16 protein-coding genes are annotated in these 13,752 nt (G+C 58.9%); 7 read left to right on the top strand and 9 right to left on the bottom strand.

Going from position 1 to position 13,752, the window contains the following annotated elements; all coding sequences use genetic code 11:
• Window positions 1–150: 150 nt before the first annotated feature.
• The 6 genes from ACM6G4_RS15040 to ACM6G4_RS15015 form a co-directional block, all read right to left on the bottom strand.
• A complete protein-coding gene (locus tag ACM6G4_RS15040) occupies window positions 151–489 on the bottom strand; it encodes a HopJ type III effector protein (protein WP_409078293.1) in 339 nt (112 codons plus the stop codon).
• Complete coding sequence (locus ACM6G4_RS15035) at window positions 482–778, bottom strand: DUF1244 domain-containing protein (RefSeq protein WP_046040093.1); 297 nt, start codon at window positions 776–778, stop codon at window positions 482–484. Before ACM6G4_RS15035 ends, ACM6G4_RS15040 begins: the two co-directional genes overlap by 8 nt.
• A gap of 96 nt (window positions 779–874) precedes the next feature.
• Window positions 875–1,246, bottom strand: coding sequence for a dihydroneopterin triphosphate 2'-epimerase (folX, locus tag ACM6G4_RS15030; RefSeq protein ID WP_056728405.1), 372 nt, complete (start codon window positions 1,244–1,246; stop codon window positions 875–877).
• A 2-nt stretch (window positions 1,247–1,248) separates the two neighbouring features.
• The gene (gene folE, locus ACM6G4_RS15025; RefSeq protein WP_008046221.1) at window positions 1,249–1,809 is read right to left on the bottom strand and encodes a GTP cyclohydrolase I FolE; all 561 of its coding nucleotides are present in this window, start codon (window positions 1,807–1,809) and stop codon (window positions 1,249–1,251) included.
• A 19-nt stretch (window positions 1,810–1,828) separates the two neighbouring features.
• Window positions 1,829–2,539: a dihydromonapterin reductase gene (gene folM, locus ACM6G4_RS15020; RefSeq protein ID WP_414914016.1), complete on the bottom strand. Its 711-nt coding sequence runs from the start codon at window positions 2,537–2,539 to the stop codon at window positions 1,829–1,831.
• A 140-nt stretch (window positions 2,540–2,679) separates the two neighbouring features.
• Window positions 2,680–3,249, bottom strand: coding sequence for an antibiotic biosynthesis monooxygenase (locus ACM6G4_RS15015; protein ID WP_409078291.1), 570 nt, complete (start codon window positions 3,247–3,249; stop codon window positions 2,680–2,682).
• Window positions 3,250–3,472: 223 nt separating this feature from the next.
• Here ACM6G4_RS15015 and ACM6G4_RS15010 point away from each other — a divergent pair, with 223 nt between their 5' ends.
• A complete protein-coding gene (locus ACM6G4_RS15010) occupies window positions 3,473–4,432 on the top strand; it encodes a MerR family transcriptional regulator (protein ID WP_414914015.1) in 960 nt (319 codons plus the stop codon).
• Window positions 4,433–4,435: 3 nt separating this feature from the next.
• Here ACM6G4_RS15010 and ACM6G4_RS15005 read toward each other — a convergent pair whose 3' ends face one another.
• Together ACM6G4_RS15005 and ACM6G4_RS15000 are read right to left on the bottom strand one after the other, a co-directional pair.
• The gene (locus tag ACM6G4_RS15005; protein ID WP_056728415.1) at window positions 4,436–5,041 is read right to left on the bottom strand and encodes a hypothetical protein; all 606 of its coding nucleotides are present in this window, start codon (window positions 5,039–5,041) and stop codon (window positions 4,436–4,438) included.
• Window positions 5,042–5,095: 54 nt separating this feature from the next.
• On the bottom strand, window positions 5,096–5,572 hold the full coding sequence (locus tag ACM6G4_RS15000; protein ID WP_056728416.1) for a PAS domain S-box protein: 477 nt from the start codon (window positions 5,570–5,572) through the stop codon (window positions 5,096–5,098).
• 102 nt (window positions 5,573–5,674) lie between these two features.
• Here ACM6G4_RS15000 and ACM6G4_RS14995 point away from each other — a divergent pair, with 102 nt between their 5' ends.
• From ACM6G4_RS14995 to ACM6G4_RS14980, 4 genes are all read left to right on the top strand, one after another.
• The gene (locus ACM6G4_RS14995; protein WP_223542484.1) at window positions 5,675–6,130 is read left to right on the top strand and encodes a flavodoxin; all 456 of its coding nucleotides are present in this window, start codon (window positions 5,675–5,677) and stop codon (window positions 6,128–6,130) included.
• Window positions 6,131–6,355: 225 nt separating this feature from the next.
• On the top strand, window positions 6,356–7,138 hold the full coding sequence (locus ACM6G4_RS14990) for a class II aldolase/adducin family protein (RefSeq protein ID WP_056728421.1): 783 nt from the start codon (window positions 6,356–6,358) through the stop codon (window positions 7,136–7,138).
• A complete protein-coding gene (locus ACM6G4_RS14985) occupies window positions 7,138–8,040 on the top strand; it encodes an alpha/beta fold hydrolase (RefSeq protein WP_414914014.1) in 903 nt (300 codons plus the stop codon). Before ACM6G4_RS14990 ends, ACM6G4_RS14985 begins: the two co-directional genes overlap by 1 nt.
• 170 nt (window positions 8,041–8,210) lie before the next feature.
• Window positions 8,211–9,122: an SDR family oxidoreductase gene (locus ACM6G4_RS14980; protein ID WP_414914013.1), complete on the top strand. Its 912-nt coding sequence runs from the start codon at window positions 8,211–8,213 to the stop codon at window positions 9,120–9,122.
• Between the two features lie 74 nt (window positions 9,123–9,196).
• Here ACM6G4_RS14980 and ACM6G4_RS14975 read toward each other — a convergent pair whose 3' ends face one another.
• The gene (locus tag ACM6G4_RS14975; RefSeq protein WP_414914012.1) at window positions 9,197–9,967 is read right to left on the bottom strand and encodes an N-acetylmuramoyl-L-alanine amidase; all 771 of its coding nucleotides are present in this window, start codon (window positions 9,965–9,967) and stop codon (window positions 9,197–9,199) included.
• 564 nt (window positions 9,968–10,531) lie between these two features.
• Here ACM6G4_RS14975 and ACM6G4_RS14970 point away from each other — a divergent pair.
• Both ACM6G4_RS14970 and ACM6G4_RS14965 read left to right on the top strand, forming a co-directional pair.
• Complete coding sequence (locus ACM6G4_RS14970) at window positions 10,532–12,325, top strand: DUF1302 domain-containing protein (RefSeq protein WP_414914011.1); 1,794 nt, start codon at window positions 10,532–10,534, stop codon at window positions 12,323–12,325.
• Between the two features lie 23 nt (window positions 12,326–12,348).
• Window positions 12,349–13,719 carry a DUF1329 domain-containing protein gene (locus ACM6G4_RS14965; protein WP_414914010.1) on the top strand — a complete coding sequence of 457 codons (1,371 nt, stop codon included), beginning with the start codon at window positions 12,349–12,351 and terminating at the stop codon, window positions 13,717–13,719.
• The last annotated feature ends 33 nt before the right edge of the window (window positions 13,720–13,752 follow it).

The raw sequence follows: 13,752 nt of genomic DNA, 5'->3' as shown, positions 1-13,752 counted from the left end.
GGGCAAACGAAATAAAGTTGCCGGGTCAATCTTAAAAGTCGGAATGTGCAGGGCGAAACAATAGAGATCAAAAGATCACAGCCTTCGGCAGCTCCTACATTGAGGTTTGATTCCCTGTAGGAGCTGCCGAAGGCTGCGATCTTTTTGGTATCAGCGGCGGGTCAATGGCTGCTGAGCGAATTTCACACCAGCCAGGCCATGGGCAATCAACGCGCGGATGTTGGCGTGGTCGCTGCCTTCAGGTGTGGCAACGACCGAACGGTAATGCTCGCCAAAAGCCAGCAGTGCTTCTTCATCGCTCAAGCCTTCGAGCAGCGCCAGGCCCAGGGTCTTGCACGAACCTTCGTTCTGTCCGGCCGCGTTTTCCACGCCACCGTTGTTGAACACCTGAGGTTGGTAGTCGTAACCGGCGGCGATGAAGGCCAGGGTATCGGCGAAGGCGTGTTCGCCGGTCTTGAGGCTGGCACGCAGGGTGTTCAAATCACTCATTGGGTTTTCCTTTGGCGAACGCCGCTTGCTGGTCGGCGCTGGCTTCTTGCTGATATTGGGCTTTCCATTCGGCGTACGGCATGCCGTAAACCACTTCGCGGGCTTCGTCGAGGCTGACCTCGATCTGGCGGTCGTCGGCCGCCGCCTTGTACCACTTGGACAGGCAGTTGCGGCAAAAACCCGAGAGGTTCATCAGGTCGATGTTCTGTACATCCTTGCGGCTGTCCAGGTGGGCCACCAGCCGGCGAAAGGCGGCGGCTTCGAGTTCCAGGCGTTGTTGATCGGTCATGGCGGTCTCTGCGAGTCAGCTTCAAACGGCACGCTTGAAGCTGCAAGTTGGATGGCGGTGGCTGCAAGTTTACAGCCTGGCGCCTGTGGCTTGAAGCTAGCGGCTCGCTGCAAGCGTAATCGATACCGACTCGGCGAATCGCAGCGCGTGGGGCTTGTCGACCTCGACCTCGGCGTACAACACCGATGCGTTGGCCATCACCAGGTCGAGAATTTCCTGGGTCAGGCGTTCGAGCAGCGCAAAGCGGTTGCCTTCCACATGGGCGATGATCGCCTTGGTAATCGTGCGGTAGTTCAACGCGTGATCGATGTCGTTGTCCCGCACTGCTTCCTGGGCTGCGTACAGAATGGTGAGGTTGATCAGCACATCCTGCTTGTTGAGGATTTCATCCTCGTTGATGCCTATGAAGGTACGCAGGCCCAGGTCTTTGACCCGGATGCGTGCCATGCCTGGCTGAAGTTGTGGCATTGCTACTTGCTCCGTCCAATCAATTGCAGGAACTCCTGACGGGTGTTGCTCGACTCGCGGAAGGCGCCGAGCATCACCGAGGTGTTCATGGTCGAATTCTGTTTCTCGACGCCGCGCATCATCATGCACATGTGCTGTGCCTCGATGACCACTGCGACACCAGCCGCGCCGGTCACTTGCTGCACCGCGTCGGCGATTTGCCGGGTGAGGTTTTCCTGGATTTGCAGGCGCCGGGCGAACATGTCCACCAGCCGCGCGATCTTCGACAGACCCAGCACCTTGCCGGTTGGAATATAAGCCACATGCGCCTTGCCGATGAAGGGCAGGATGTGATGTTCGCAAAGCGAGTACAGCTCGATGTTGTCGACGATCACCATTTCATCGTTGTCGGAGGCGAACAGCGCGCCATTGACGATCTCTTCGACACTTTGCTCGTAACCATGGCAAAGGTACTGCATGGCTTTGGCCGCACGCGTCGGCGTATCGAGCAAACCCTCGCGGTCGGGGTTTTCACCGAGACCGATGAGGATCTCTCGATAATTCTGGGGCAGGGATAACGTCATGGAAAATCCTCGCGGGACACTATTTGATGTGCCTTCCGCCATTGACGGTCAGTGTGGTGCCGGTGACATAAGGGTTGTCGAGCAGGTAGCGCAGGCTCTGGTAGACCACTTCGCAGCCGGGTTCGATGCCCAGCGCGGACTTGGCCAGCGCCTTGGCGCGGTAGGCCGCGTCGTCCTCAGGGTTGAACAGTAGCAGGGCCGGCGCGATCCCGTTGACCTTGATGGCCGGCGCGTACCTGGCGGCGAAGGACAGGGTCAGGCTGTCGAGCCCGGCCTTGCTGGCGCAATAGCCGATGTGCTTGCTGCTGCCCTTGCGGGTCACGTCATCGCTGATGTGCACGATGTCGGCGGGGCTTGAGCGTTGCAACAGATCGGCGCAATGCAGGTTGATCAGGTAGGGCGCCAGCATGTGCACGCTGAACATGCGAGTGAATGCCGCGGCGTCGGTGTCCGGCGTTTCGGCCAGCCATTCGGAGGCGTTGTGGACAATCGCCCGCAAACAGTCGGTATGGGTTCTCAGTTCGCTGATGAAGGCGAGGATCCCGGCCTCGCTGGCGAAGTCCGCGAACACCGCGGTGGCCCCGAGGTCGCGCAGGGCTTGTACGCCGGGGCGCTCGCTGCGGTAACTGAATATCACCCGATGGCCATCTTCCAGCAATCGCCGGGCGCAGTGCAGGCCGACACGCTGGCCGGCGCCGGTAATGAGGACAGGGGCTGCGGAAGAAGTCATGAACGGCTCGCATCGCGGTGAGAGCAAAACTATACCAGCGAGGAGTCGTGAGATGTCTCGGAAAAGATCGCAGGCTTCGCCAGCTCCTACTAATCGACAACAGATGACGGCCCGTAGGAGCTGGCGAAGCCTGCGATCTTTTAACGATTTTGCGGTACTGAGGTCGTGGGCAATGGACGTACCGGCGTGCGGTTAAGCCAGCCGGCCAGCAAACGGGTCGACAACGGAATGAACAAATAAACCATCAGCGGCGTCAGGCACAGTGTGCTGAGCAATACCCGCGGCAGCAGGCTCATGTCGCTGATCAGCGGACCCAGTACAAAGTTGAACAGCAACGAAACCGGAAAGAACGCCAGCCAGATCGCCACTGCCTGTTTCCAGCGCGGCGGGCGTTGACCGACGGCACCGAACCAGCCCTCGATGCCGCTGACCCGGTGTTCTGTCGGGTGGGCGAACAGGTCGCTGCCACGTGCCAGCCAGGCAGTGCGCGAGGCCGAATGCTCCCAGGCGTGCAGGGTCTGCTCGTCGGCGAAGCGGAAAATGATCTGGAATTCGTCGTCCTCGGGCGGTGGAGCGAGCACACCGGAGCCGAGATAACCGGGAAAATCGGTGGCCAGTTGTTCGCCTTCGCGCAGCCAGGCAATCAGGTCCTGGTAACGTCCATTGGCAACGCGGCGAGCAACCATCAGCGTGACGGGAGGGGTAGACATTGTGTATCTCCGTAAGGCATTTGCGTCGCTCCGGATAGGAACTTCGCCAGGCACAGCGCCGGGGTGGTGGGCTGCGACTCGAAACAAGCAAGGATTATTCCTGATTCCGTCCCTGGCGTCTGTGACCTTGATCCGTTGATTGGCGGTATCGATTTTTTACGGAAACTTTACGGGGCAGGGGCGTTAGAATAAGGCTCGGACGATACAGGGATGTTTCAACAGGATGCCCATAATTACAGACGTCGCTTCAGGCTCCACGCAGGCCGTCGCTCTCGAACAGGAAGAACTCTTTCCCATTCGCGAGGTGGCGCGACTGACAGGTGTCAACCCGGTCACGCTTCGAGCCTGGGAGCGACGATATGGCCTGATTGCTCCAACACGCACCGATAGTGGGCATCGCCTGTATTCGATGTCCGATATCGAGCGTGTCCACCGCATCCTTGGCTGGATCGAGCGCGGGGTTGCCGTCAGCAAGATCGGCAAGATACTGGCCAGGACCAAGCCGCTCCAGCCGTTGTCGCACATCATCCCCAACAGCCTTGTGGAAGCCGATTACGCTCAGTGGCGGCAGCAGGTGCTTGCTGCGGTCAACGGGTTTGACGACCTTCGGCTGGAGCAGGTCTACGGGCAGATCTTTTCCAGCTACTCCCTGCCGGTGGTGTTCCAGGACATTCTGATCCCCGTCTGGAAGCAATTGTTGCAACGCCAGGACCAGTTCGGTGGAACCAGCGAGTGGCTGTTCCTGGATGGCTTTCTGCGGTCCCGGGTAGTGCAGCGTCTATTGTTGATGCGCGAAAAACAGCCGCGTGGCGTGGTCATTTGTGCTCTGGATGGCAATTGCCGGGAACTGGAACTGCTGGTCGCCGCGCTGTTCCTGAGTTCCGGACCATTGGCCGTTCGTGTACTGAACATGGGCCAGCCATTCGAGGAGCTGGCGCTGATGTGTGAAAGGATCAAGCCCCAGGCACTGGTGCTGTTTTCCAATCATGCGCCTGCTCCCGAGTTGCCGCGGCGCCTGAATCGCCTGGCCATGAGTCTGGAGTGTCGGTTGTTGTTGGCCGGCGATGCTTGCGACCTGGTACAGGAGAGCCTGGCCGGGTCATCGATTGGTTGCCTGGGCAATGAAGGGGAGTTCATGAGCCAGCGTCTGAAGCAGTTCCTGGCGGGTACTCTGGATACTTGAAGTTCAGAGATGCAGCGTTGGATGAGTCAAACGATGCTGTTGCAGGATGAACTGGCGCAGACGCTCGGTTTCGTCCGTATCGCCCTGGCTCAGTTGATAGGCGTAGAAGCCCTTTTCGTTTTCTTTCTCGAAGGTGCCGCGCAAGGCAATCCGCTCGTAGCCTGAGGGGCTGAACCACAAGGCGAAATGCTTCGGCGGTTTGGTCTTGTTGCGAGCTTCCAGCAAAACCCCTTTGCACGACACTTCGTGTACCCACAGGGTGCCGGGTTGACCCTTGGCGTTTTCCAGCGCTACCGGTTCGTCCAGCACCAGGCGCCAAGGCCGGACCATCGGGCCGTCTTCATAGATGCTCGGTACGCCGAGACGCAAATGCAGCGCATGGAACTCGTCTTCCACCAGGTGCAGGGGGAAGGTCATTTGCTGGTTTTCGAAGCTGGCTTGAATGGTGACCTGCTCATGGGCCGCCAGGCGAGTGAGCAGGTCACGGATTTGCGAACCACCGTTGACGAGCAGGCTCGACGTCGCGTCCCGCACATTGAGTTGCGGGTTGTGTTGCATGGTCTGGATGAAATCCAGCTCATCCTGGGTCAGGAGCGCGTCGCGTTGCATGGCCAGCTCGAAGGATATAGTTACAAAATCATTGGTGATTGTAGTTACTGACCATTAATTCCGGGTTTCGTTTGCGCCGTTCGTCGCCTTGAGCGCGGCAAGCTCGGCCTGGAGTTCAGCCAATTGCCCTTCCAGCTGTGCCACGCGCTGTTGCGCCTTGACCTGTACGGTGACGTCTTTCTGCACTCCAACGAAATAGGTTTGCCCGTCCGCCGGATTTTTCACCGTTGAAAGGGACAGCTCGTTCCAGAACGGTGTGCCGTCCTTGCGGTAGTTGCGCAGTATTTCCCGGCAGGATCCTTCGCGGTTCAATGCATCACGAATCAATGGCAGGGCTTCCTGATCGCGGTCCCCTGACTGCAGGAAGCGACAGTCCTGATAGAGGATTTCTTCACTGGAGTACCCCGTCAGGCGTTCGAACGCGGGGTTGACGTAAATGAGGATCTTGTCCTGTTCACCTTCCTTTTCGGCAATCACGATACCGTCATTGGAGGCGTTGATTACCATTTGCAGCAGTTGTGCATTAATCATCGGAGTATCCTTTCCTGATTGATTGTCGATTGCATTCTAAAAGAACTATCACGACCGTGCTGTTAATATCCGGGTCTTTTACTCGGATTCAGGATCAGATTGATGAAAGTCGCCATCATTTCCGGCTCGGTGTACGGCACGGCCGAAGAAGTTGCCCGCCACGCCGCCAGCCTGTTGAAAGCCGCCGGTTTCGAAACCTGGCACAACCCCCGTGCGACCCTCGCCGATGTCCAGGCGTTCGGCCCCGAAGCTTTTCTGGCGGTGACCTCGACCACCGGCATGGGTGAGCTGCCGGACAACCTGCAACCGCTGTATTCGAACATTCGTGACCAGTTGCCAGCAGCCTGGCGCGGTTTGCCGGGCGCGGTGATCGGGTTGGGCGATGCGAGCTATGGCGATACTTTTTGTGGCGGCGGCGAGCAGATGCGCGAATTGTTCGGTGAGCTGGGCATTCGCGAAGTACTGCCAATGCTGCGCCTGGATGCCAGCGAGAGCGTGACCCCGGAGACGGACGCCGAGCCTTGGCTGGCGGACCTGATCAACGCACTGCGCGACTGACCATTGCCACGACACCCACGCCAGTCATGGTTCTGACAGTGCGCTGAAAACGGCCTGTCTGACCCTCGCTGGCGCCGGTCAATTGACATGGATCCAAGGCGGCAGAACGGCTGACTCGCTGGGTCATCAAGCTGGCTGCCAATGCAACTACAGGAACCTCAAGGGCTGGCTAGACTCGGTAAAGATAGGAAACACTCCATCATAAAAACACCGAGGCTTCCTGCCGTGACCGTCGCTCCCGTCCAATCATCTCCGAGTGTCAAAGACCAGGTCAGTGCTGCCGAGTGGCAGACCCGCATTGACCTGGCAGCCTGTTATCGCCTGGTCGCCCAGCATGGCTGGGATGACCTGATCTTCACCCATATCTCCGCCAAGGTGCCCGGCACCGAAGATTTCCTGATCAACCCGTTCGGGTTGATGTTTCACGAAATCAGCGCGTCTAGCCTGGTCAAGGTGGATCAGGCCGGCAACAAGCTGATGGACAGTCCTTACGAGATCAATCCGGCGGGTTACACCATCCACAGCGCCGTGCACGAAGTCCGCCACGATGTCGTCTGCGTGCTCCACACCCACACGGCTTCGGGGGTTGCGGTGTCGGCACAGAAGCAGGGCGTTCTGCCGATCAGCCAACAGTCATTGTTCGTGCTTTCCAGCCTGGCCTACCACGCCTACGAAGGCGTGGCGCTCAACCATGAAGAGAAAGTGCGGCTACAGGCCGACCTCGGTGAAAACAATTTCCTGATGTTGCATAACCACGGTTTGCTCACCTGCGGCAGCACCATCGCCGATACGTTCCTGATGATGTTCACCTTTCAACGTGCCTGTGACATTCAGGTCATGGCGCAAAACGGTGCCGCTGAGCTGATCGCCATCGAACCGCAGATTCTGGCCGGAGCCAAAGCCATGATCGCGGGTGTCACCCGAAGTGCTCAAGGAATGGGCGGAGCGCTGGCCTGGCCGGCTCTGCTGCGCAAACTCGATAAACTGGACCCGGGTTATAAACTCTAATGACGCTCGCCGAGATCCCCTTGTGTGTCTGGCGCAAACGCAGCCAGGCGTTCGTGTTCCGTGGCCAGACCATCCGTTACTGGACAGCAGGGCAGGGTGAGCCGTTGTTGCTCATTCACGGCTTTCCGTCCGCCAGTTGGGACTGGCATTACCTGTGGCAGCCATTGGCCCAGCGCTTTCGCGTGATCGCTTGCGACATGCTGGGCTTCGGCGATTCGGCCAAACCGGTGAATCACGAATACAGCCTGCTGGAGCAGGCGGATCTGCAGCAGGCACTGCTTGAACACCTGAATGTCCAGCAGCCAGTGCACCTGCTCGCCCACGATTACGGTGACAGCGTGGCCCAGGAACTGCTGGCCAGGCATTACGAATCGCGGTTGGAACTGGCCAGTTGCGTGTTTCTCAACGGCGGGTTGTTTCCGGAAACCCACCACCCGCTACTGATGCAAAAACTCTTGCTCAGCCCGTTGGGCTGGATGATTGGCCGCGCCTTCAGTCGAGAAGGCCTGGTGAGAAGCTTTCGGCAGATTTTCGGCCCGCAAACCCGTCCCAGTGAAAGCCAGATGGATGACTTCTGGAGCCTGGTCGAAAGCCAGCGCGGGCCACGGATCATGCACAAATTGATCGCCTACATCCCGGAGCGACGCGTCTGGCGCAACCGCTGGGTGAGCGCGATGCAACGTGGTGAAGTGCCGCTGCGAGTGATCGATGGCGGGGTCGATCCGGTCTCCGGGGTGCACATGGTCGAGCGTTACCGTGAGCTGATCCCGGATGCGGACACAGTGGTGTTGCCCGACATTGGCCACTACCCGCAGATCGAGGCGCCCTGCGAGGTGCTCAAGCATTACCTGGTGTTTCGCGATCAGCTGCTCTTGCCGCCGCGCAAGGTGGCGTGTTCCTGAATCGCAGCGTTGAATCTGTCCTTCTTCTGTGGGATCGCGTCATCCTGTCCGACACGATCATCATCCCCCAGCCTTATCGCGCACCATTCAGCCTCCCCCGTGTTCATTGTGACCCGCTACGCCGTGCCTGAAACTCGGACTCACTGTCCCTTGGCCTGCTGGAGTCCCCCATGAATGAGTCTGTGCGCTTCGAAGATAAAGTCGTGATCATCACAGGAGCCGGTGGCGGTCTGGGACGGACGCATGCACTTCTGTTCGCCAAACAGGGCGCCAGGGTGCTGGTCAACGATCTTGGCGGCTCGGCCCAGGGCGAAGGCGCCAATGCCTCGGCCGCCGACCGCGTGGTCGCAGAGATCCGCGAGGCTGGCGGCATTGCCGAAGCCAACCACGACTCGGTCACTGACGGTGACAAACTGGTCCAGCACGCCCTGGACGTCTTCGGTCGCGTCGATGTGGTTGTCAACAACGCCGGGATCCTGCGGGACAAGACCTTCCACAAAATGGATGACGCCGACTGGGACCTGGTTTACCGCGTCCATGTCGAAGGCGCCTACAAAGTCACCCGCGCCGCCTGGCCGCATATGCGCGAGCAAAACTACGGCCGGGTGATTTTCACTGCGTCGACCTCGGGCATCTATGGCAACTTTGGCCAGTCCAACTACGGCATGGCCAAGCTCGGTCTCTACGGCCTGACGCGCACCTTGGCCATCGAAGGCCGCAAGAACAACATCCTGGTCAACGCCATCGCCCCCACCGGCGGCACGCGCATGACCGAAGGCCTGATCCCGCCGCAAGTCTTCGAACAGCTAAAGCCCGAACTGGTCAGCCCGCTGGTGGTGTACCTGGCCAGCGAGAACTGCCAGGAAACCTCCGGTCTGTTCGAAGTCGGCGGCGGCTGGATGGGCAAGGTCCGCTGGGAGCGCAGCCTCGGCATCGGTTTCGATCCACGGGCCGGTTTCTCCCCGGAAGACGTGGCGGCGCACTGGCAGCAGATTTGCGACTTCGAAGGCGCGGCGCACCCGAAGGACAACATCGAGGCGTTGAAGGAAATGATGGGGAATTTGCAGAGGTATTCGCTCTGAAAGCGCCGGCAAGGTCACATTGACTGACCTTGCCGGTTGTTGCATTTGTCGGCTGCAAAGCCGTTTGCCAATGGTCAGCCCGGGAAGTATTTGACTACCAGCGCCTTCAGGTTGGCGGCTGTTTGCGCGTCCATTTTTCCATCGAAGTTTTCCGGGCGAAAATGTAACTGGAATGCCCGCACCAATTGTTGAAAACCGCCTTCCGTGGACGCGCCCGAAACATCGTATCCATAGGTTTTGAACAGCCCCAGCAATTCGCTTCGGGCTGGAGCGCCGGATGTGTTGTATTGGCGCAGATACTCGTCCCGAGTGCTTTCATCGAACCAGGCCCCGACTCCTTTCAAGTAAAGCTCCCGCCAGGGAAGCATCGGTCCCGGGTCACTTTTGCGGCCGACCGAAACATCGGAGTGGCCCAGAACCTGGGTCGGCGTGATATCCGGGTAGCGATTGAGGATATTCAGCGCCAGTTGTTCAATCGCGGCAATCTGCTCGGAGTGATACGGCGGGAAGGTGAATTTACCTTTGTTGTCGGTTGCCAGATTCACGACTTCAATGCCGATGGACGTGTCATTCAGATTGCTGCGGCTGCCCCACTGACTGACACCCGCGTGCCACGCGCGATGGGTTTCATCCACCAGGTTGAAAACTTCCTGCCCGGTATAGCCGGCTTTCAGGTAAGTGGGGTCCGTGATATCTGGAACCAGATAGTGCGCGCTGACATTCGGGCCGGTCAGGGCACTGACAGAACTCGCAAAGTCAGCGGCCGTGTAGTGAAGAATCAGAAAGCGGATTCGACTATTGAAGCTTCGGGTGGATCGATAGTGGTTGTAGTTGATGGATTTCATGGTTGCACTCGCAATAAGTAAGTTTGAAGTCGGACGAAGATCAAAGTCGTTCGCCGACTTGCTGTTCAACTTAAAGACTCGAGTGCTTTTGGTGTTTACCTATGCTTGTAGGTACTTTCTGAAAGAAATGTAGGTATGTGAAGTTTTGACTGGCAGCTGTTACTCATCAAGAACCATCGCCCATAAAAAAGGCCGCTGCAAAGGCAGCGGCCAAAGTAAGACGTTGGATCAGGAGCTACAAATCAACGTCAGTGAACACGGGGTGACGAACCGAATCCTCAATTCATCTGAAATCTTTCAGTCACGGCGCAGGCCGGTACATCTACATCGTGCATCGCGGTGGATTACCGTGGCAGCCAGGCAAGAATAAACCCTCTGTACTGTAGGAAAAATACCAATTCCCGACATGCACTGTTGCAGCCCCGGCAACAGTCGGGATTCGGCTGCTCGTCGTCTGTGCCTGTCATCCTTTAGAGGTACACCACGAATACCTCCTTGGTGCGCTTATCGACCCCGAAGTCCGGCAGTAGGGTGAGGCCTTCTGTCACTCACCGGGGAAGACGCATGACAAAAACAACAATGCGCGCCATCTTCACACCACAGGCGCTGGCGGCTGCGGTCGCCTTGGGTTGCTGTGCCCAGGCGCAGGCCATTTCGTTCAACATCGGGGAAATCGAGGGGACATTCGACTCCTCGCTGTCGGTCGGCGCGAGCTGGGGCATGCGTGATGCGGATGACACCCTGGTGGGCACCGTCAATGGCGGTTCCGGCCAGTCTTCGACCGGCGACGACGGGCGATTGAATTTCAAGAAGGGTGAAACCTTCTCGAAGATCTTCAAGGGTATTCACGACCTCGAACTGAAGTACGGCGACACCGGTGCGTTTGTGCGTGGCAAGTACTGGTACGACTTTGAACTCAAGGATGAAAGCCGCCCCTTCAAGGACATCAGCGATCACAATCGCAAAGAAGGCGCCAAGTCTTCAGGCGGGCAAATCCTCGACGCATTCGTCTATCACAATTACTCCCTCGCCGATTTGCCAGGCACGGTCCGCGCCGGCAAGCAGGTGGTCAGTTGGGGCGAGAGCACGTTCATCGGCAACTCGATCAACAGCATCAATCCGGTCGACGTGTCCGCGTTCCGTCGTCCCGGCGCCGAGATCAAGGAGGGCCTGATCCCGGTCAACATGCTGTTCGCCTCCCAGGGCCTGACGGAGAAGTTGACCGTGGAAGGCTTCTATCAGCTGGAATGGGACCAGACGGTCGTCGATAACTGCGGCACCTTCTTTGGTGTCGATGTGGTGGCGGATGGTTGCAACAAGGGCTACACCGTCGCCAATCCGGCCATTGCGCCGTTGCAGCCGATTGCGGCTGCCTTCGGCCAGGGCTTCGAAGTCAGCAAGGAAGGGGTGATCGTTCCCCGTGGCGGCGACCGCGATGCCCGGGATTCCGGACAGTGGGGTACAGCGTTGCGCTGGTTGGGGGATGACACCGAGTACGGCTTGTACTTCATGAACTACCACAGCCGTTCACCGAATGTCGGGACCACCACCGCCGGCCCCGGTACGCTGGCAAGCATTCCGGGGATCGTTGCCGCCGCCAACCGCATCGCCCCCGGCAGTGGTTCGGGCCTGGCCCAAAGCGTGATGCTCGGTCGTGGCCAGTATTACCTCGAATACCCGGAGGACATCCGCCTCTACGGCGCGAGCTTCTCCACCACCTTATCCACCGGCACCGCGTGGAGCGGGGAAATCAGCTACCGCCCCAACCTCCCGGTGCAGGTCAACACCAATGACCTGACCCTGGCCATGCTCAATCCGATTGCGGGTGGTGCGGCATCGCCCATCGCCACGTCGCCCGGGGCTGACAACAAGGGTTATCGCCGCAAGGAGGTGACGCAGATCCAGAGCACCCTGACGCATTTCATCGATCAGGTCGCGGGTGCGGATCGCCTGACCCTGGTGGGTGAGGCCGGGGTGGTCCGGGTCGGTGGACTGGAGTCGCGCGGCAAACTGCGCTATGGCCGCGACTCGGTGTATGGCCAGTATGGTTTCGGAGGCGATACCGACGGCTTCGTGACCTCGACTTCATGGGGTTATCGCGGCCGGGCCATCCTCGACTACAACAACCTTATCGCCGGGATCAACGTCAGGCCCAACCTCTCGTGGTCCCACGACGTCGCAGGCTATGGCCCCAACGGTCTGTTCAATGAAGGCGCCAAGGCCATCAGCCTCGGTGTCGATGCGGACTATCGCAACACCTACACCGCGAGCCTCAGCTACACCGATTTTTTCGGTGGGGACTACAACGTCCTCACCGACCGTGACTTCGTGGCGTTGAGCTTTGGTGTGAACTTCTGATCTGGCTGAAAAGGATGATTTCAATGCGCAAGATGATTCTGCAATTGGGCACCGTTCTGGCCCTGAGTCTGCTGGCCGCCAACGTTATAGCCGCGGTGTCGCCGGAAGAAGCCGGCAAGCTCGGCGCCAGCCTGACCCCACTCGGTGCCGAGAAGGCCGGCAATGCCGATGGCTCGATTCCGGCCTGGACCGGAGGCATCCCGAAAAACGCTGGCGCGGTGGACAGCAAGGGTTTCCTGGCTGACCCCTTCGCCAACGAAAAGCCCTTGTTCGTGATCACCGCGGCGACCGTCGACAAGTACAAGGACAAGCTCTCTGACGGCCAGGTCGCGATGTTCAAGCGCTATCCCGAGACCTACAGGATTCCGGTCTACCCGAGCCATCGCACTGTGGCGTTACCGGCAGAAATCTATGAGTCGGCCAAGCGCAGCGCGCTGAACGTAACACCGATCAATGACGGTAACGGTCTGGCCAATTTCACCGGCAATCGCTACTACGCATTCCCGATTCCGAAGAATGGCGTGGAAGTGATCTGGAACCACGTCACTCGTTACCACGGCGGTAATCTGCGCCGCACCATCACCCAGGCGACACCACAATCCAATGGTGACTTCACCGTGATCCGCTTCAAGGACGAGGTCGCCGTGCCGTCGTTGCTCAGCGATCTGAAACCGGGCAGCGACGATAACGTCCTCAACTACTTCAAGCAGGAAGTGACCGCACCGGCGCGGCTGGCGGGCAACGTGTTGCTGGTCCACGAGACCCTCGACCAGGTCAAGGAGCCGCGCAAGGCCTGGATCTACAACGCAGGCCAGCGCCGGGTACGGCGTGCGCCACAGGTTGCTTATGACGGCGTCGGCACCTCGTCCGACGGCCTGCGCACCACCGACAACTTCGACATGTTTTCCGGCGCGCCGGATCGCTACGACTGGAAACTGATCGGCAAAAAGGAGATGTACATCCCCTACAACAGTTACAAGCTCGACTCGCCAAACCTCAAGTACACCGATGTGATCAAGGCCGGGCACATTAATCAGGACCTGACTCGCTACGAGTTGCACCGGGTCTGGGAAGTCGTCGCCACGGTCAAGCCGAGCGAACGCCACGTGTACGCCAAACGCCACATGTATATCGATGAAGACAGCTGGCAAGTGGCGCTGGCCGACCACTACGACGGGCGTGGTCAACTCTGGCGCGTCGCCGAAGGGCATGCCCAGTTCTACTACGATCACCAAGTACCGGCCTACACCGTCGAAGCGCTGTATGACCTGATTGCCGGTCGCTACATCGCCCTTGGAATGAAGAATGAAGAGAAGCGCAGCTTCGAATTCAACATCGATGCAAAAGCGGGGGACTACACGCCAGCAGCCTTGCGTAGCACAGGGGTTCGGTAGGTTTCCTACAGGTTCCTACATAAAAGGGTGACT

The sequence above is a fragment of the Pseudomonas sp. IT-P258 genome, from assembly GCF_949767825.1.
Lineage (GTDB): Bacteria > Pseudomonadota > Gammaproteobacteria > Pseudomonadales > Pseudomonadaceae > Aquipseudomonas > Aquipseudomonas monachiensis.
Note: the sequence above shows the minus strand (reverse complement) of the source record. Positions and strands in the feature narration are given on the sequence as shown.

Bases quoted from the DNA above. Each gene is read 5' to 3' on its own strand.
- ACM6G4_RS15040 (WP_409078293.1), bottom strand. From the start codon at position 489: ATGAGTGATTTGAACACCCTGCGTGCCAGCCTCAAGACCGGCGAACAC.
- ACM6G4_RS15035 (WP_046040093.1), bottom strand. From the start codon at position 778: ATGACCGATCAACAACGCCTGGAACTCGAAGCCGCCGCCTTTCGCCGG.
- folX (WP_056728405.1), bottom strand. From the start codon at position 1,246: ATGCCACAACTTCAGCCAGGCATGGCACGCATCCGGGTCAAAGACCTG.
- folE (WP_008046221.1), bottom strand. From the start codon at position 1,809: ATGACGTTATCCCTGCCCCAGAATTATCGAGAGATCCTCATCGGTCTC.
- folM (WP_414914016.1), bottom strand. From the start codon at position 2,539: ATGACTTCTTCCGCAGCCCCTGTCCTCATTACCGGCGCCGGCCAGCGT.
- ACM6G4_RS15015 (WP_409078291.1), bottom strand. From the start codon at position 3,249: ATGTCTACCCCTCCCGTCACGCTGATGGTTGCTCGCCGCGTTGCCAAT.
- ACM6G4_RS15010 (WP_414914015.1), top strand. From the start codon at position 3,473: ATGCCCATAATTACAGACGTCGCTTCAGGCTCCACGCAGGCCGTCGCT.
- ACM6G4_RS15005 (WP_056728415.1), bottom strand. From the start codon at position 5,041: ATGCAACGCGACGCGCTCCTGACCCAGGATGAGCTGGATTTCATCCAG.
- ACM6G4_RS15000 (WP_056728416.1), bottom strand. From the start codon at position 5,572: ATGATTAATGCACAACTGCTGCAAATGGTAATCAACGCCTCCAATGAC.
- ACM6G4_RS14995 (WP_223542484.1), top strand. From the start codon at position 5,675: ATGAAAGTCGCCATCATTTCCGGCTCGGTGTACGGCACGGCCGAAGAA.
- ACM6G4_RS14985 (WP_414914014.1), top strand. From the start codon at position 7,138: ATGACGCTCGCCGAGATCCCCTTGTGTGTCTGGCGCAAACGCAGCCAG.
- ACM6G4_RS14980 (WP_414914013.1), top strand. From the start codon at position 8,211: ATGAATGAGTCTGTGCGCTTCGAAGATAAAGTCGTGATCATCACAGGA.
- ACM6G4_RS14975 (WP_414914012.1), bottom strand. From the start codon at position 9,967: ATGAAATCCATCAACTACAACCACTATCGATCCACCCGAAGCTTCAAT.
- ACM6G4_RS14970 (WP_414914011.1), top strand. From the start codon at position 10,532: ATGACAAAAACAACAATGCGCGCCATCTTCACACCACAGGCGCTGGCG.
- ACM6G4_RS14965 (WP_414914010.1), top strand. From the start codon at position 12,349: ATGCGCAAGATGATTCTGCAATTGGGCACCGTTCTGGCCCTGAGTCTG.